Source organism: Paenibacillus sp. BC26, assembly GCF_900116125.1.
In the GTDB taxonomy this organism is placed as follows: Bacteria; Bacillota; Bacilli; order Paenibacillales; family Paenibacillaceae; genus Paenibacillus_Z; species Paenibacillus_Z lignilyticus.
Map to the genome: position 1 here is coordinate 40,103 of NZ_FPAD01000006.1, position 17,649 is coordinate 57,751.

The window sequence follows — 17,649 nt, forward strand, 5'->3', positions numbered from 1 at the left end:
TGCTCTGCCGCAATATCGGCCGGCGCGACATCGAAGCGATCACCCTGCCGCGAGAGCCGCTGGACGTCTTGTCGCAACACATGACGTCCATCGTTGCGGCGGAGGATATCTCAGTAGATGCTTTGTACAAACTCATCATACATAGCGAATGTTTCCGCGGTTTTCCGCGAGAGCGGTTGGAAGCGGCGCTCAAGGTGCTGTCGGGATTTTATCCGTTCGCACGGCCTCTGATGGAATGGGACCGCGCCACCAACATGCTCCGCAAAAGAGCCAATACATCCATGGCCGCCATTACCGGCGCTGGCACCATTCCGCAAAGTTCCGCCTATCCCGTTCACCATGCGGACAGCCGCACACACTTAGGCGAGCTGGATGAGACTTATATAGCAGAAAGCCGCGTAGGCGACGTGTTTCAGCTCGGAACAAGTTCCTGGATGATTAGCAGCATCGAGAACGACCGCGTTTATGTTCAAGAAGCGCCGAATCGCTTTAGCGAGATCCCTTTCTGGCAGGCGGAGAACGCCAGCCGAAGCGTGGAGGTCGGCATTCAGCTCGGGCATTTTCTGGAGCAGCTTTCCGCCAGGCTGGCACTGGATGACCCCGCGAATAAAAGCGACTCCGTGCTGGCGAGGAAACGGGAAGACGTCACCATCGCCTGGCTCGACGCCGAATATGGACTCGATCATTATGCCGCTTCTGAGTTGATCGGGCTCATCCAGTCCCAGCATCATGCGCTTGGGCTGCCGACAGAGCGGCGGATCATCATCGAGCATTACCGCGATCTGATGAACCAGACCCGCATCATTATCCATAATCCGTTTGGCAGACGTGTCAACCGAACGTGGCTGCTCGCAATCGAACGACAATTCCAGCGACTGCTGCCCTACTCGATGTACGGCAACGCCAAAGATAACGGCATCGAGCTGGTCGTGCCCGATTGGGACGCCTCCTGGCTGCAGACGCTGTGGCAAATTACGGCGGACAGCGTGGAATCGCTTCTCACCGAAGCGATCACGGGTTCCCCGTTTCTCGGTTTATCATTCCGTCGTATTGCAGAGACGTCGTTACTTCTCTCCCGCAGCTTCACTCGTACGCCGATGTGGCAAAAGCGTCTGCGCTGCGAAGAACTGCTGAAGCAGTCGCTCCCCTATGCCGAGCAGTTCCCTTATCTTGAGGAGGCCATGCGGGAATGTCTGCACGACTACCTCGATACAAATGGGCTGAAGCAGTTGCTCGAAGCCATCACCGCCGGCCAAATCGAGGTACTGGTTAAGGAATCGCATGCGCCGTCGCCTTTTGCGGTTCAGTTTCTCGCCGACTACGCCAACATGATGCTCTATGAAGGCGATGGCTTGAGCGAAGCAACGCAGCTCCAACTGCTGAGCGTGAGCAAGTCGCTGGCAGGACAGCTTTTCGGCGAGGAGACTGTTCAACGAGCGGTCGACCCTGTCATCGCACAGACGGAGCAAGAGCGCTTGGAAACCGGCGGCCGACAAGTCCCGTCAAACGCCGAGGATCTGTATATGCTGCTTAAACAGCGCGGCGATCTGTCGACAGAGGAGCTAACCGCCATTGCCGGTGAATCCGTACCGGGATGGCTGCAAGTTCTGCGCGAAGCAGGCCGTATCGCGGAGCAACCGATCGGCCTCCGGCTGCGCCGCTGGATATGCGCGGAGGAGCAGGACATGTACGCTGCGTTTCCCGGAAGCGACAGCGCCATCGCTTTTATTGCCGGTCGCTTCGCAGACCACCGGCTTTCTTTTACCGAAGAAGAGCTGCGTGAGCGGTATCCGCAGCTGTCACCGGCTGAGTCAGCGCATATTCCCGAGGTGCTGCTGCAGCTCGATCGGATCGAATCCGCTCCTTTCGCCGACAGTGATGACGAGCGGATATGGACGAGCCGCCAAGTGGCCAAGCGACTGATCCGCCTGACCATGGAGCAAGCACGGAAACAAGCCGAGCCGATCGATCCCATTCGCTGGTGCGCTCATATGTCCATGCTCCAGCATGCTCTCTCCGGCTCACAGCTGAGCGGAATCGACGGCTTGCGCATGGTAATCGAGCGGCTGCAAGGCTTCTTCTTGCCCGCTTCGCATTGGGAGTCCGTTGTGTTCCCCTCCCGGGTGATCGGTTATCGCAAAGACGACCTGGACTTGCTTTGCGCCTCCGGTGAAATCATCTGGATCGGCCGCAAAGAAGAGAGCGAGAAGGAAGGCAAAATCGCCTTCTTCCTCTCGGAATCCAAGCCGCTCTATGCGCCTGTAATCGCACGTGCCGTCCAAGCCGCCGACAGCACGAAGCATCCGCGCCTGCTTGCGCTGCTGCAGGAAGGCGGGGCCAGCTTCCTGACTAAGCTAAGCCGCGATTACGGCAAGGTGCCGTCCGAGCTGCTGACGGATCTGCTCGATCTGATCTGGGAGGGCACGGTCTCGAACGACCAATTCGCGCCGCTCCGTCTGCAGCTGCAGACCAAGGGCAAGCAGCTCGCCCGCACCGGCTCCGGCCTTGGGCGCTGGTACTGGACAGGCCCGCTAAGCGAGCAGCCCGTTCCACCTGCACCACCTGCACTACTCGCTCGGCCGGGTCAGTCCGCACCGCCCGTTCCGCCGGCCATACCTGCCCTGCCCGCTCAGCCCGGTCAGCCCGCCCTTCAAAACGATGCCTCGGGCGCCCCAACCGGGGCAATCGACGCCGCCCAGCTGCGCTCCGTATCCTCCGAGCTGTCGGAGTCGGCGCTTCACTGGACGCAGCATCTGCTGGACAGCTACGGCATCGTGTCCAAAGATCTCGTCGCCCAGCTCTCGCCATTCAGCTGGGAGGAACTGCTGCCGATGCTCAAGCAGCTGGAGCAATGGGGCGTCGTGACCCGCGGCTTGCTGGTGCAAGGCGTGCAAACCTTGCAGTTCGCGCGGCGCGAGCAAATTGCCTCGGTCCGCCAGCCGCTGCCCGGCCAAGACAATGCCGCCGTCACAGTCCTCGCCGCGACCGACCCGGCCAATCCATTCGGCCTGGCCGCCGATTGGCCGAGCGTCCGCGGCACCGGGTTCGCCCGCAAGAGCGGCAATTACCTCGTGCTGCAGCAGGGGCAATGGCGATATTGGCTCGAAAATAACGGCCGCCACATCGTTGACCTATCTGCTTTAACGACTGCGTCCGAGACGGCCGCGCCAAGCACTGCCACCACCATCGGCGCTGCCGAGCTCAAAGAAATCTTCCGCATGCTGCTCCGCCAGCACGGACTGAGCAAGATCAAGATCGACCGATGGAACGGGGAGCCGATTACCGAGTCGGTCGCCGCCCAAGAGATGCTGCGCGCCATGGGCGCCGAGCGCGACAACCGCTCGCTTGTGCTGTGGCCAAGCAACCTCCGCTAACACAAACAGCTTCTCTTTCCGCAGACAAGCAACCTACGCTAGCACAAGCAGCTTCTCTTTCTTCAGCCATACTCCACTGGCTCAAGCGGACTCTTGTTGTGCTACGCCAAACACAAACAGCCTCTCTTTCTGCAAACCCAAACTGCAGGCAGAGAGGCTGTTTTGTTATGGAAATCCGTTATATTTTCATATCGTTCCTCTCTCCCATATATGTTATGGTGGACATAATCTATCACGTGAGGAGCACTGGAATGTCTCGGTTAGTCTATCTCGGTTGTTTCGCTTATCTGGTTGTCGGGCTCGGTCAATTGGTCATCGGCGCTATAATGGAACCGATGGTTCACGCCTATGGCGTACAATATGGCGATGGCGGTCAGCTCGTCATGCATCAATTTCTCGGGGGAATGGCGGGTATTCTGTGCGCGCCATGGCTCATCGGAAAGGTTGGCAAAAAAGCGGTGCTGTTGTCCGCCATCGGCTTCATGACCGTAGCTGAATTTCTATACACGCTGCTGCCGCCATGGTGGGTGATGCTCACGATTGCGCCTTTTGCAGGGGTCGGCCTTGGCATGACCGAAGCGGTTGTGGGGTCCTTTATTATCGGGGCCTCAGGGGCAAAAGCCAACACGGCGATGAGCCGCGTGGAAACCTTTTTCGGCGTCGGCGCTTTGCTGATTCCATTCGCGGGTGCAGCCTTAATCGAGGCCGGTTATTGGAAGCTGTCCTTCGGAATCGTCGGTGTACTGGCTGCCGTTACCTTCTTACTGTGGTCGATCTGGTGGCCTTCCGTTCTGGATCAACCTGCTGCTTCGGCGGGAGGCTCCGTCCATGGTGGGCATGAGGTACACGCGGAGGCCGCACCGAAACTGACTTCACGCTCGCTGGTTATTCTGGTCGCGTGCGCTGTTTTCTTCATCGTTTATGTCGGCCTTGAAATGAGCTACATCCATTACCTGCCTTCCTTGCTCGTTCAAACGAACGGTTTGGTGGAATCGTCGGCTACGCTGGCGCTTAGTCTCTTCTGGGGCGCAATGGTCATCGGACGTTTGGTTGCCGGGCAAATCGCCGATCGCGTAGGCGGCTCGGCCTACTTGATCGGTACTTGTATCATCACCGCCGTTCTATTCATTCTGATGACCTTGTTTACCGGGGCATTGCCGGCATTCGTGCTCGCTTTTGCCGTCGGTCTGACGATGTCGGGCATGTTTGCAATTGCACTTGTATTTGCCAACCGGGCAACGCCGGGTAGGACCGAGCGGACGACCAGTTTGCTCATGGCTTGCGGCGGTATCGGCGGCGCGCTGCTGCCTAAAGGAACCGGCTGGTTCCTCGACCAGCACGGCCCGGAAGCGGTTCGCTGGTTATTCGCAGGTACGGCGGCATTGATGCTGCTCGTTATTCTGTGGGCTTCACTTACATCTCGTCGATCGGCTTCAGCGACGGCTTCCGTGCTCATGACGATGCACAAATAATACTCAATACCGACTTGGAGGAGGCATTCTACTGTGAACGACGCCATTTCTCGCCGCAAGCGCGAGCTTATGAATTACTCAGCGGAGCTGACGATGGATCCTGATCAGCTTCAGGCCTTCTGGGACAGGGTTTTGCGAAAATATGACGATATCCCGCTGGAGCTCTGCCGCGAGCGCGCGGACTCCCCTTTCCCGGGCGTTACCGTCGATAAAATCTCCTATAAAGGCTTCGACGACACGCCGATTCACGGCTGGTTTATCGTTCCGCAAGCCGCGGCAAGCGCGGGTGCCAAGCTCCCTTGTATCGTAACCTTCCCCGGCTATACCGACGATCGCGGGTATCCGGAGCGCTACGCGAGCTGGCTGCTTCTCGGCTACGCCGTATTCGCTGTAGACGTGAGGGGCCAAGGCGGCGAAACCGGCAATTACATGCCGGAGCAAGCCGGCTCGGTGAAAGGCTGGGTATCCGGCAATCTGCTGGAGCCGGAAGGCTCGTATTACCATGCCCTGACGCTTGATGTCGTTCGCGCCATCGATGCCGCTGCAGCTCAGCCCGAGGTTGATCCGGACAGACTAGCTTCAGTAGGCGGCAGCCAAGGCGGCGGTCTCGCTTTAATCTCGGCAGCGCTGAACCCCAAAGTAACGGCCATTATTGCCGACATTCCGAATATGTGCAATATGGATCACGGCGTGCTCCATTCCAGCAGCTCCTTATCGGAGGTCGCGCAGCATATCAAGCGTTATCCTGACCAGCTGGAGCCGATTCTACATACGCTGGCCCACTATGACATGCTAAATCTTGCATCACGCATCAAGGTTCCTGTCCTGATGTCTGTCGGTTGGAAGGACGGCGTCTGCCTGCCGGAGACGATCTATGCGGTTTACAACCGGATTACATCGGAGAAAGCGATCTTCGATTACCCTTTTAGCGGCCACGAAATCGGGGAGTATCACAACCGGGAACGGATTCTTTTTCTGCAGAAGCAGTTTCGCTAAATTTCGCCAAAAATAGCGATGGACGCATGGCTTCAATCCGCTATAATTTAGGTAAGTCTGACTACGGTTGCCTAAAGGAGTGAGCGGAGTGAACCGATCCATCTTGCCTCTCGTTTGTACGATTAGCAGCTTGGCGCGTCATGCTGCCTCGCCCCTCTTTTCAGGCGGTCCGGCTGTGCCAGAGCCATACTCGAATATGCCATAATGCCCGGGTTCAGACGGGCTATCCGGAAGAACCTCTGTCACCCGCTGCGCCTTTCACAGCGAGCTGCCCGAGGTTCTTTTGTTCATTGGCGGCCCTTTCTCCGGCAAAATACCGCTTCAGCCGCTGCGCGATCTCCTTCTGGTTGAACAGGTCCGGCGCATTATGACCAAGTCCCTCCATGACGGAGTACGAGGCGTTCGGGATGACCGCCGCCGCCGCACCGGCCCCTTTTAGCAGAAATGCGGGGCTATTGCCGCCGGCCAGAATGAGCGTCTCTATTCGAATGGCGCTGTAATTCCGGACAGTAGAGTCGAGGCGGAACACCTCATCCATCTCTTTAATGAGCGTCGGCAATTTCTCCCGCAGCTTGCGCCCTTCCCGAAACAGCAAGGAAGGGAGCAGCATCAGCTTAATAAGCCAGCGCGGCAGCTTGACCATCCGCTCCGACGTTCCGACTCCTTTAAGAAAGGTAACAAAGGCATCCAGATCTTGGCCCTTCTCCATCTGCCGCTTATAGTCGGGCATCCAGCCGGAAGGAAACTCGCCGTCGACCGAGATGGCCGGTTCATACGCGGCTAGCTTGATAACTGCGGGCAGGGTCGTCGTTCGCGCCAACTCCAGTGCGATCAACCCGCCATAGCTGTGACCAAACACATAGGGAGCCCCCGTTGCTTGAAGAACGGCCAAGGCATCCTCGCATTCCTTCTCTATGCTGTACTGCATGCCTTGCGGCCCGCTGTACAAGCGCCCACGCCGATCGACGACATAGACGGTAAACGTGTCGGATAGTTCCTGCGCCAGCTTCTCATATTCATGCCCGGATACGAAGGCACCGTGTATGATGACAAGACCGGGGCCACGGCCGGACTGTCTGTAGCCGATGACCGTCCCATCCTTGGAAACGGCGCTGTGAAGGGTATAATAGTCCTTCTTTTTCGTCATCCCGTGCTCTCCTCTCTGGGCGCATTATGTTGTGTAGTAGGTTGTGTTGTCCGTCGTATAGCCGATTATGCAGTTCAATGGGATTCATTTTGCCGAAGCTTGATTATGCAGCTTACGCAGTTTATCGATTAGAGGAGGCGGAATGTCCATGAAACAATCCATCGTTAAATGTCCCGGGTGCGGGCTGATGCTGCCCAATCAGTATTTTGCAGAGCCCTCTCGCTTTCATGCAAGCGGTGAATGCATGGAGCTGTTCAATCAATTATCTTATTACACAACGTCGCACGGACAGCCCGAATTCATTCATCAGTTGGCACTGGACTCCTACGGCGCGCAGCATTCCGGCGGAATCACTCGTTCCATTACGACGGCCTTCTCGCTGATTGGCCTCTATCTGGTTGTGGAGCAAGGGTTTACAGGCAAACAGGTGCAGCAAGCACATATGGAATTAGGCCGCAAAAAGATCACATGGCCCGAGCTCACCCCACCGCAAACGAGCGCCTCCATTACCATTCAAGAGGTACTTCAGGCGGAAGCCGGCGAATCTCGGGATGCAATGATTCACCAGTGGGTTCACGCGGTCTGGAACAGCTGGACGCATGCCCATAGTTGGGTCAAGGAAGCCGCTCAGCCCGTCCTTCATGCCGAATAGCTAAAAGGGTCTCTTCCAAGCAGCTGCTGCTTAGAAGGGACCCTTTCTTTATAGTTGTACTATTTTCCCTGTAGCGAGGCTCAAATATACGACCGTTTTATTAGCGTTCTGCCCAAAATCAAACACAATTTAAACATTTACTATTAAACTTCCTAAACACCTTGTCTCTATAATGGGCTCTAAAGCTGTCAAAGCTGGCTTGGACCAAGATAAAAGGGGTTGTCCGGATGCTGAATAACGTTTCGTTAAAGAAGAAGTTGAGCGGTCTGCTTGCTATTCCGTTAGTGCTGTTTGTTGTAGTTTGTCTATATTTGATTCAAAGAAACAATGCCGATTTGAGTCAGATGAAAACAATGATGTACGACGTCAGTGCGCAAACCACTTCGCTGATTCTTAATGCTGACCGCGACATGTACCAAGCCTTGGCAGCTTATCAGTCCATTGCGAACGGCCAATTAGCCGGTGATGAACTGCAACAGCAGCAGCAGGATTTGAGCGAAAATATCGAGCAAATCGTGGAACGGGTCGGAAGCGCCGGCACGATCCTAGCCGAGAATGGACTTTTGGCAGAAATCCATGAGCAATCCAAATTAACCGTTCAGCAAAACCTCGATCGGTTCACTACGCATTTTGAAGCATGGTCCGATAAGACCGCTGCCGGTACAAGCGATATTTCGGATTTCGATACCGCGCGCGAGAGTTTAAATGAGCTTGGCGAGTTTCTCGATGCATATGCCGTTACGCAGGCAGAACTGGTTCAGAAGGACAATGTGAGCATGCATTTGTTTATCTATATCATCATCGTCTTAATTGTGCTCATTATCGGGTTTACCGGTTTTGGCATTATTCGGCGAATCACGAAGTCTGTCGATCATATTCTGCATCGTGTGAAGCAAGTTTCGGAAGGCAATCTTCATCACGACGGTCCTTCCCAGCATTATAAGGACGAGCTTGGCACCATTACGCAGTCCATTGATTCCATGGCAAACGGCCTTCGAGAGCTGATCAGCCAAGTGCTGACATCCGCCGAAGCCGTGACCGTAGCCGCCTCCGAAATATCCGCAACAACCGATGAAGTGGCTAGAGGCAACATGTATCAAGCCGAGTCGGCCCAAACCGCCTCCGAGGTCGTTACGAAACTTTCGGAAGGCGTGCGCACGGTGTCGCAGCGTGCCAAGGAAGCGACTCATCTTACCATCAACACCAACAAAGAGGCCATCGCTTGCGGCAACACCGTGCAAGAATCGCTCCGCAGCATGAATCTGCTCTCGCAGCGTATGAATGAACTGGAAAAGGATTCGAATCAGATCGGTAACATCATTGGTGTAATCGACGACATAGCGGAGCAAACCAATCTGCTGGCGCTGAATGCCGCAATCGAAGCAGCGCGGGCCGGCGACCAAGGACGCGGCTTCGCGGTCGTGGCAGACGAGGTGCGCAAGCTGGCGGAACGCAGCGGCGAAGCTACGAAACAAATCGCCGATATTATTAAGGGGATGCAGCATAGTACGCATGAGAGCGTGAAGGCGATGTCGACGACCGAGACGCTCTACCGGCAAGCCGGCGATGCGCTCGGCAGCATCGTGGTTCGGGTCGGCGAGGTAACGGAGCAGACCAAAGAAATCGCGGCTTCGAGCGTCAGCCAAGCTGCACAATCCCAGGAAGTCATGAAGCAGATCGAATCCATCGCTTCCATCAGCGAAGAAGCCGCCGCCGCCGCACAACAGACGGCAAGCTCCTCCCAATCCCTCGGCTCGCTCGCTTATCAGCTCAACACGATGGTGAAGCGATTCCGCCTATAATAAAGCCGATGATGAAAAGGCCGAGTTCCATAACGGAACCCGGCCTTTATTGCGCTTAATATTGGAGCTATGCTCGAAGGGCAGGCAGCCGCCGAATTCGCTACGATGTAGAACTCCTGGTGCGCTACACATGCTCACTTCGCCAAATTTGTTCCGATGTAGACCTCCCGGTGCGCTACATGTGCTCATTTCGCGGAATTTGCTCCGATGTAGATCCCCTGATGCGCTACATGCGCTCAAAGCTACCCACATATCTACCGCTTCAGTACCTGAGAATCACAAATTCGAACTCTCAGCACCAAAACCATTCAAAAAAGAAGCCGAGAGTTCGATATCCGAACTCTCAACTTTCAAACTAACCATACATCTACCGCTTCAGCAGCTGAGAGCCACAAAATCGGACTCTCAGCACCAAAACCAATCGAAAAAGAAGCGGAGAGTACGATATCCGAACTCTCAACTTTCAAACTAACCATACATCTACCGCTTCAGCAGCTGAGAGCCACAAAATCGAACTCTCAACACCAAAACAAACCGAAAAAAGAAGCTGAGAGTACGATATCCGAACTCTCAACTTTCAAACTAACCATACGTCTACCGCTTCGGCAGCATTCCACTGAAATTGCTCCGAAAGGATCTCCTGGCAGGTTACTCTTTCACCATTTTGCTCGTTATCCACCAATGTGTCGCCCCGAGAGCTACTCTCCCGACATTTCCACTCCGTTTCCACCAATGTGTTGCCCTACGAGCCACTCTTCCCCCAGCGCCAGCCGGAGCGATCCGCGCCTAGCGAGCCCTCCCGCGTGCAGAGCGGCTACTTGCGCAGCAGCTCCGTGCCGAGCGCCCAGACTGAGCGGAGGCGCGATGAGCGGCCATGCTGCTGGATAAAGCTGTAGTCCGTCAGCGTGACGCCGGCGTCCTTCAATGCGGCGTGCAAATCGTCGTCGAGCATGAGGCGGTATTCCCACACCCGCTTCTCCCAGTGGGGGATCGCTGCCAGCATGGCGGCATCCTCGATAGCAGGATGGATATATGTCTCGCTGATGCCCTCGGGTAGGCGGTACATTTTGGCGATGATGGATTGCTTGAAGGACTCGTACGTTTCCCCTTCTTCAACCTCGAAAGGATGCGACAGCAGATAGTCCGGTATCGCTACGCCGAGCGTACCCGCAAGCGCCGAGGCTTTGCCTACAGCACGCTCCACGCCGGGAACGGCTGCCATCATGTCCTCGGGATGAACATGGCGAAACAGTCGGAACGGCACTTTCCATTTCGCGCATTTCATCAAGACTTGCGGAATGTGGCTGCGGCCGGTCGCAATGCCGTACAGACTGCCCATGTGGTTGTCTGCATGCGAGATGGTAATACCCGCTTGGCGCACCCGCTCATACTGAGCATCCATCTCCTGCACGACCGCCGCTGTATTTGCACCCCGCTCGAACTCTTTCACCGTCCGATACATATGCCCGCTCGCATCGTGCAGCGAGGGATGACCCGTCACACTGCCCCAGCGCAGTGCATCGAATTCACTGGTCAGCGTCAGATGCAGCCCGATATTAGACTGTCCGCGCTTCTTGCACCAAGCCGCCGCTTCCTCGAAGCCGGGCGCCGGCGCCATGATCGTCGCCGACGAAACTCGCCGCTCCTCGAGCAAATGCATAATGGCCGCATTCATCGGCGCGCTTTGGCCAAAATCATCGCAATTGATGACGAGATAATTTCCTTTCATCACGCTCTCTCCCCTCCCAGGACTAATTCCGCCACCAAGCAGCAGTCGGATATGGCGCACTGCCTGCTGCAACGGTTTCACCGATCTGCGGCGTTGCAATTTCGATCCCCTGCGCACGAGCCGCCTTCACGGCACTCTCAACCGGATCCGTCCAATCATGGTAAGCCAGCGTAAAAGCACCCCAGTGAACCGGAATCAACAATTTCCCTCGCACATCCAAATGCGCTTGCACCGTTTCCTCCGGCATCATATGTATCGCCGCCCAGCGCTCGTCATATTGACCGCACTCCATCAGCGTCAGATCGAATGGTCCATACTTGGTTCCGATTTCTTTAAAATGCGGTCCATAGCCGCTGTCCCCGCTATAAAACACCCGATTGCTCTTCCCGGCTATCACCCACGAGCACCACAGCGTACTGTTCCGATCGAACAACCCCCTGCCCGAAAAGTGCCGCGCCGGCATGCAGGCAAGGGTAAGCCCTGCCAGCTGCAGCTCGTCGCCCCAGTCGTGCTCAGAGATCTTCGCGGGATCTACGCCCCACTTGCGAAGCCGTTTCCCTACTCCGAGCGGGACAATAAACCGGCCCACCTTGTCCTTCAGCTTCCGAATCGTGCCTTCATGCAGATGATCATAATGATCATGCGACTGAATGACCGCGTCGATCGCCGGAAAATCCTCCGCCTGCAGCGGAAGCCCGCCGCTGTAGCGCTTGCCTCCGAACAGCGCTACCGGAGAAGGCGAATCCGCAAACATCGGATCAAACAGCAGCCGTTTTCCTTCGATCTCAAGCAGAAACGCGGAATGCCCAAACCACGTCACCTGAACGCCTTCTGCCTGTGGCAGGGCCGACAGTGCCAGTTTCTTATAAGGAACGGCCTGCGCCGGCTGGCGGTTTGGACTGCCTCTGAATTGATCCCGAAGCATGCTGACGATCGCCTTGAAGCTCATGTCCATTTTAGTCTCTATAGCGTTGACGAATTTATTGTTTTGCCGGGTGGAGGCCATCTGCAACCATGCTCCTTCTATTGTCCTATTCATCTTAGTTATTCCCATTATAGTGCAAAGCGGTACCCGGCCACCATGAGCTCGGCCATCTATGCTACACTGGTAGTAATTCATTCGATAAGCAGCAAGGAGAAGATTTCGCCGATGAAACTGGTCTCATGGAATGTAAACGGGCTGCGCGCCTGCGTGAACAAAGGATTTATGGATTATTTTACGGAGATGAATGCCGATATCTTCTGCTTGCAGGAGACGAAGCTTCAGGCAGGTCAAATTGAGATGGCGCTTGGTGACGACTACGAGAGCTATTGGAATTATGCGGAGAAGAAGGGCTACTCGGGTACGGCTGTTTTCACGAAAATCAAACCGCTATCCGTGCGCTACGGCATGGAAGAAGATTATGAGCCTGAGGGCCGCTTGATTACACTGGAATTTGACGACTTCTATCTCGTTACGGTGTACACGCCCAATGCCAAACGCGATCTGGCGCGGCTCGATTACAGAATGGAGTGGGAAGATCGATTCCGCAGCTACTTGCTGGAGCTGGATGCGAAGAAGCCGGTCATCGTCTGCGGGGATCTGAATGTCGCCCATGAAGAAATCGACTTGAAGCATCCGAAGCCCAATATGGGCAATTCCGGCTTCACGCTCGAGGAACGCGGCAAAATGACCGCCCTGCTCGCATCCGGCTTTACCGACTCCTTCCGCTATTTCTATCCGGACCTTTCAGACGTGTATTCTTGGTGGTCCTATATGCCGAAGGTCAGAGAGCGGAACGTGGGGTGGCGGATTGATTACTTCCTAGTGTCCTCCAGACTCGCGCCGGCATTAATCGATGCGCAAATCGACTGTCACATCATGGGCAGCGACCATTGTCCGGTTGTCCTGACAACAGGCGAACTAAGCAGCGTTACAGAAACAGCAGCAGCAGCAGCAAAATAATCTAAAAAAAGCCGGGCATTCTCCATCGCGGAGATACCCGGCTTTCTTATTTTCGCGCGTTAATTTCCATTCCACTCCCGCATGAACCGTTCCACATACTCGGCCATGTACCGATGCCGATCCTCGGCAATTTCTTTGGCCGACTCCGTGTTAATGCGTTCCTTCAGCTTCAGCAGCTTCTCATGGAAATGATTGATCGCCGTGCTTTTCCCTTTGCGATATTCGCCGGGGCTCATCTCATCGCGCGGCAGCAGCTTCGGGTCATAGATGGGATCTCCCTTCCAGCCCGCATAGAGAAAACATCGGGCAATCGCGATGGCCCCGATTGCATCGAGCCGATCCGCATCCTGCACCACTTGGCCTTCCAGCGTCCGCATCGGCGGATTAGCACCGCCGTTAAACGACATCGTCGCGATGATCTCCATAATGTGCGACTGTTCCGCTTCCGTCAGCGACTGACCGGCCAGCCAGCTGCTCACTTTATGCAGTCCGCTCTCCTTGGATTCGTTCAGTTTCTCGTCCGCCACATCATGCAGCAGGGCCGCTATCATGCAGATCTCCGCGTCCGCACCTTCCCGCAGTGCGAGCCGCTCCGCCATCTGCACGACGCGGTGCACATGCCACCAATCGTGGCCGGTGGCATCATGCTCCAGCTCGGCCCGGGCGAACCGTTCCGCTTCTTCAATTACGTGCTGCTTCTCGCCAGGTTGGCGCTGCATGGTCATAACCACCTTTTTCCCGACTTCGTCTTAGTTGCGGCGCTCCTGCAGCTCGCGCCATACCTTCTTGTTGCTGTATTGCTTCTCTGTGCTGATATCCTTGCCGAACCAAGCCGGAGGCTCGAACGCCACGGCTGCCTCCTCGGAATCGAACTCCACCTCAAGCACCATCAGCTGGATTTGGTCATAAATATCGATTTCCACAACATGATCGCCCCACGTCGCGGTAATGCGGTTCTTCGTCAGCGGAATAGCACCGAAAGCATGGATAACCTGTTCGTAAATCCCTTGCGAGATGTTGTATTCGACCTCTTCGCGCGCCAAACCATGGCCGGATTTGAAGGTATGGGTATAGCTCACTTCCTCCGTAGCAAGATCGACGATTCTGCGAACCCTCAGCTCCTGCGGGCCATCAAGCGCCAGATAAGTCTGCTCGATCCGATGCTCCGATTGTCTCAGCAATTCACCTGTACCTATGAGTCTCTCCGGGAATTCGGGTAACAAAAACTTGCGTTCAATTTCTAAAGCCATGACGACATCTCCCTACTGATTCGACTACGTTGAAGCCATACGACAAGTATAGCTGTCTGTTGCGGTCCCGCCAATTCTTGTACCCCTGCTACACCTTGCTCAGCCAAAATCCTTCCGATGCCTCTTCCCAATCCTCAAGCGGGTCGTTCTCGACCGCAGATCGGGCAGCACTCACGCCGGCCCGGAACGCCTCTTCGGATTCCCAAATCGCCAGACCGATCAGCTTTCCGGTGCGGCTGTCCTTCAAGGTATGTACTTCTCTTAATCCGGCCGCTCCTTCGAGCGCGCTCCCGAAACGGTGCATCGAAGCGATCAAGTCCTCACTCTTGCCCGGCTTCGGATGATGGATCGACATATGAACAAACATAAACGCCGTGCCTCCTTATAGGCTGTATTTTGTCTATATTGTAGTGGAGTTGTCTGCTGTTGTCACTTCGCCTGAATTTTACGTTATATATATGTTATATTAATTCGAGTTTTTAGCATTTTTACAATTTATATGTAATGTTTATTGACACATAAAACCTCCGTGAGCTACAATTCAAACTAACAACTACATAAACAATAGCTTTCTAGGGTTCCGTCATTCAATCTTCTCGGGTTATGTGTAATATAACCTGACAATTTGAATGAGGCAGGTCCAAGAGGAAGCGGCTGATGCTGCATCAGCTACACGGAGGGATAAAAACCCGGGAGAGTAGATACCATCTATTCTCCCGGGTTTTATTTATTTTAGAGGAGGGTTCGAGATGAGAACGAGATTACCGCTTCTACTGCTCATCATCATGCTGACGTCTGCCCTAATGCTTTCCGCTTGCAGCAAATCCACATCCGGCTCGGAGAAAGATGACATTACACTGCGGGTCGCTTACAACCTCTGGGTCGGAAGCACGGGGCTGTTCGTAGCCGAAAGCAAAGGTTTCTTCGAGGAAGCCGGCGTCAAAGTTGAACTTATCCAATTCCCAAGCCCTACCGAAGCAACGCAAGCCTTAATCACCGGCAACGTGGATATTGCTCTCACGACACTGGACACGGCCGTGATGGTTAAGACCAATGAGCTGCAAGATCAAAATTTAAAGGTGTTCAGCTTTACCGATTTATCCATGGGGGCAGACGGCATCGTCGCTTCGAAGGATATCAAAACCATTGCAGACCTCAAAGGAAAAACCGTGGCAGCTACGATTGGAACGGTGAATCACTTTTTGCTCAATCATGCTCTCCAGCTCGCAGGGTTAAGCGAGAAGGATGTGAAGTTGTCCAACGTGTCGCCCGAACAAACAGGACCGCTGTTTATCGCCGGCCAAGTCGATGCAGCCGTAACGTGGGAGCCCTATCTCTCGGAGGCCTTAACCGGAGGCGGCAACCTGCTCTACTCCACGAAAGATGCGCCGGATCTGATTGTCGACGGTGTCATGACGTCCCAGGCGATGATCGACGATCACGCCCAAGCGCTTCGCAACCTAATAAGCGCCATTGATAAAGGCTCTGCTTTCTACTATTCCAATACCGATGAAGCGGCCGACATTGCGGCCAAGAAGCTGGAAACGACCAAGGATGAAGTCATCGCCATGATGGGCGGCGTCAAACTGCTGAAGCAAGATGAAGTCAAAGCGATGTTGACGGGCAAAGACAGCACGCTCGAAGCACGGACCGAAGAGTACTCCTCCTTCTTCTTCGAACGTAAGCTGATCGACAAGGAAGTCAAAGCGGATGACATTCTGGATTCCTTCTTATTCAAATAATCAGTGGGAGCGTGATTGCGCATGAAGAAGAAAATCGATACGATCGTCGGGAAAGCTGCACTATTAATTATTGATGTAACCAAGGGTTCGTTGCTTCCGCCCGAGAAAACGCCTATTCCGATCTTCGATGCGCAGACGGCGGTCGACAATATCGGGAAGGTGCTGGAAACTGCTCGGCAGGCGGGTATACCGGTTATTTTCTTCCAAGAGCTGCATCGCGTCGATCTGATTGATTTTGGCAGAGAGCTGGAGGGCGTTGAGGATATCCACTGTTTGGAAGGATCTGAGGACGTTGAATTCCTTGATTATTTGAAGCCTGCTCGTGGCGAGTACGCCATAGGCAAACGCCGCTATAGCTGCTTCTTCTCCACCGATCTCAATATACTGCTGAAAGGGCTGAAGGTAGAGACGCTGCTTGTTACCGGTTTCCTCACGGATGTTTGCGTTCATTACACTTGCGCTGACGCGCATCAACATGATTATTATGTTCGCGTGCTCCATGACTGCGTCAGAGGGTCCAGTCCCGAGGCGCATCAAGCTTCGCTTAACGCCATTGAGTATCTGCAAACCGCATCGAAAACCAATTCCTCTGAGATTATTGCCCTGTTAGAGCAACGGGTGACGGTTTAATAACAAGTTCAGAAGCCCTGCCTCTACACGAGGTAGGGCTTTTAACATATTAGCTTCTTGTAAAAACAGCCGATTTCCCCGCCTTCAAATTGCTTCCAGCTCCATAATCTGGCACTATGGAAGATGTACCGACTATTGAATCGAAGGAGCGATCTCTTAGATGAAAATCCAATTCCATGGCCATGCCTGCATTCAAATCAGCACTGGCGATAAATCCCTTGTCATTGATCCTTTTCTTAGCGGCAACCCCGTGGCTGTCCAGAAGCCGGAAGCACTGAAGACCGATGCCGTGCTGCTGACTCACGCTCATCAGGATCATATTCTGGATGCCGCTCCGGTCGCGATTGCCAACGATGCGCCGATTGTATCGATTGTCGAGCTTGCCACATACATGTCCTGGCAAGGCGCGAAAACAATCGGAATGAATATGGGCGGAACGGTCGACCTCGGCTTTGCGCAAGCGAAAATGATTCAAGCGTTCCACAGCTCCGGCATCGTGGATATGGAAACGAAACAAATCATGTATGCGGGTATGCCTGCCGGATTCCTCGTATTCGCGGAAGGCCTCACTATTCTGCATGCCGGAGATACATCCCTATTTGGCGATATGAAGCTGATTGGAGATCGGTATGAGATCGACGTCGCATTCGTGCCAATCGGTGACCACTATACAATGGGACCGGAGGACGCGCTGCAAGCGGCAAAATGGTACAACGCGAAGCTGACAGTGCCCATCCATCACAGCACTTTCCCGCCAATCAAGCAGGATGCGGAGAAATTCGTCCGGCAGCTTGAGGAAAACGGGCTCAAAGGCCGCGTCATGGTACCGGGAGACGAATTTGAAGTAAACGGCCGATAGCACCGAGTGGTGAACGGCGCAAATGTGCGGTAACAGGAACCTTTTATAATG

15 protein-coding genes and 1 riboswitch are annotated in these 17,649 nt (G+C 54.7%); of the genes, 9 read left to right on the plus strand and 6 right to left on the minus strand.

Annotated features, from left to right (window positions below):
• Nucleotides 1–68 precede the first annotated feature (68 nt).
• The 3 genes from BM412_RS28610 to BM412_RS28620 all read left to right on the plus strand — a co-directional run bounded on the left by BM412_RS28610 (nucleotide 69) and on the right by BM412_RS28620 (nucleotide 5,842).
• Nucleotides 69–3,374: an Lhr family ATP-dependent helicase gene (locus BM412_RS28610; protein ID WP_256256657.1), complete on the plus strand. Its 3,306-nt coding sequence runs from the start codon at nucleotides 69–71 to the stop codon at nucleotides 3,372–3,374.
• 251 nt (nucleotides 3,375–3,625) lie between these two features.
• On the plus strand, nucleotides 3,626–4,846 hold the full coding sequence (locus BM412_RS28615) for an MFS transporter (RefSeq protein WP_091225121.1): 1,221 nt from the start codon (nucleotides 3,626–3,628) through the stop codon (nucleotides 4,844–4,846).
• A gap of 33 nt (nucleotides 4,847–4,879) precedes the next feature.
• Complete coding sequence (locus BM412_RS28620; RefSeq protein ID WP_256256641.1) at nucleotides 4,880–5,842, plus strand: acetylxylan esterase; 963 nt, start codon at nucleotides 4,880–4,882, stop codon at nucleotides 5,840–5,842.
• 223 nt (nucleotides 5,843–6,065) lie between these two features.
• On the opposite strand, the gene BM412_RS28625 is transcribed toward BM412_RS28620, so the two are convergent.
• Nucleotides 6,066–6,989: an alpha/beta fold hydrolase gene (locus BM412_RS28625; RefSeq protein WP_091225122.1), complete on the minus strand. Its 924-nt coding sequence runs from the start codon at nucleotides 6,987–6,989 to the stop codon at nucleotides 6,066–6,068.
• Between the two features lie 148 nt (nucleotides 6,990–7,137).
• Here BM412_RS28625 and BM412_RS28630 point away from each other — a divergent pair, with 148 nt between their 5' ends.
• Both BM412_RS28630 and BM412_RS28635 read left to right on the plus strand, forming a co-directional pair.
• Nucleotides 7,138–7,641, plus strand: coding sequence for a DUF5946 family protein (locus tag BM412_RS28630; RefSeq protein ID WP_091225123.1), 504 nt, complete (start codon nucleotides 7,138–7,140; stop codon nucleotides 7,639–7,641).
• A gap of 227 nt (nucleotides 7,642–7,868) precedes the next feature.
• The gene (locus BM412_RS28635) at nucleotides 7,869–9,443 is read left to right on the plus strand and encodes a methyl-accepting chemotaxis protein (RefSeq protein WP_091225124.1); all 1,575 of its coding nucleotides are present in this window, start codon (nucleotides 7,869–7,871) and stop codon (nucleotides 9,441–9,443) included.
• An 814-nt stretch (nucleotides 9,444–10,257) separates the two neighbouring features.
• Here BM412_RS28635 and BM412_RS28640 read toward each other — a convergent pair.
• Both BM412_RS28640 and BM412_RS28645 read right to left on the minus strand, forming a co-directional pair.
• Nucleotides 10,258–11,172, minus strand: a complete 915-nt coding sequence (locus BM412_RS28640) for a polysaccharide deacetylase family protein (RefSeq protein ID WP_091225125.1) — start codon at nucleotides 11,170–11,172, stop codon at nucleotides 10,258–10,260.
• 22 nt (nucleotides 11,173–11,194) lie between these two features.
• On the minus strand, nucleotides 11,195–12,121 hold the full coding sequence (locus BM412_RS28645) for an MBL fold metallo-hydrolase (RefSeq protein ID WP_256256642.1): 927 nt from the start codon (nucleotides 12,119–12,121) through the stop codon (nucleotides 11,195–11,197).
• Nucleotides 12,122–12,322: 201 nt separating this feature from the next.
• Between BM412_RS28645 and BM412_RS28650 the strand changes: the two genes are divergently transcribed.
• Nucleotides 12,323–13,117, plus strand: coding sequence for an exodeoxyribonuclease III (locus BM412_RS28650; protein WP_091225295.1), 795 nt, complete (start codon nucleotides 12,323–12,325; stop codon nucleotides 13,115–13,117).
• A gap of 59 nt (nucleotides 13,118–13,176) precedes the next feature.
• On the opposite strand, the gene BM412_RS28655 is transcribed toward BM412_RS28650, so the two are convergent.
• The 3 genes from BM412_RS28655 to BM412_RS28665 all read right to left on the minus strand — a co-directional run bounded on the left by BM412_RS28655 (nucleotide 13,177) and on the right by BM412_RS28665 (nucleotide 14,734).
• Complete coding sequence (locus tag BM412_RS28655; protein WP_091225126.1) at nucleotides 13,177–13,836, minus strand: HD domain-containing protein; 660 nt, start codon at nucleotides 13,834–13,836, stop codon at nucleotides 13,177–13,179.
• A gap of 30 nt (nucleotides 13,837–13,866) precedes the next feature.
• Nucleotides 13,867–14,367 (minus strand): CYTH domain-containing protein, encoded by a 501-nt coding sequence (locus tag BM412_RS28660; RefSeq protein WP_091225127.1) that lies wholly within the window; start codon nucleotides 14,365–14,367, stop codon nucleotides 13,867–13,869.
• Nucleotides 14,368–14,455: 88 nt separating this feature from the next.
• Nucleotides 14,456–14,734 carry an antibiotic biosynthesis monooxygenase family protein gene (locus tag BM412_RS28665; protein ID WP_091225128.1) on the minus strand — a complete coding sequence of 93 codons (279 nt, stop codon included), beginning with the start codon at nucleotides 14,732–14,734 and terminating at the stop codon, nucleotides 14,456–14,458.
• Nucleotides 14,735–14,928: 194 nt separating this feature from the next.
• Nucleotides 14,929–15,065: riboswitch (guanidine-I (ykkC/yxkD leader) on the plus strand.
• A gap of 51 nt (nucleotides 15,066–15,116) precedes the next feature.
• Here BM412_RS28665 and BM412_RS28670 point away from each other — a divergent pair.
• From BM412_RS28670 to BM412_RS28680, 3 genes are all read left to right on the plus strand, one after another.
• On the plus strand, nucleotides 15,117–16,109 hold the full coding sequence (locus BM412_RS28670) for an ABC transporter substrate-binding protein (protein ID WP_091225129.1): 993 nt from the start codon (nucleotides 15,117–15,119) through the stop codon (nucleotides 16,107–16,109).
• 21 nt (nucleotides 16,110–16,130) lie between these two features.
• Nucleotides 16,131–16,739 carry a cysteine hydrolase family protein gene (locus BM412_RS28675; protein WP_091225130.1) on the plus strand — a complete coding sequence of 203 codons (609 nt, stop codon included), beginning with the start codon at nucleotides 16,131–16,133 and terminating at the stop codon, nucleotides 16,737–16,739.
• Nucleotides 16,740–16,899: 160 nt separating this feature from the next.
• A complete protein-coding gene (locus BM412_RS28680; RefSeq protein WP_091225131.1) occupies nucleotides 16,900–17,598 on the plus strand; it encodes a metal-dependent hydrolase in 699 nt (232 codons plus the stop codon).
• Nucleotides 17,599–17,649: the final 51 nt, after the last annotated feature.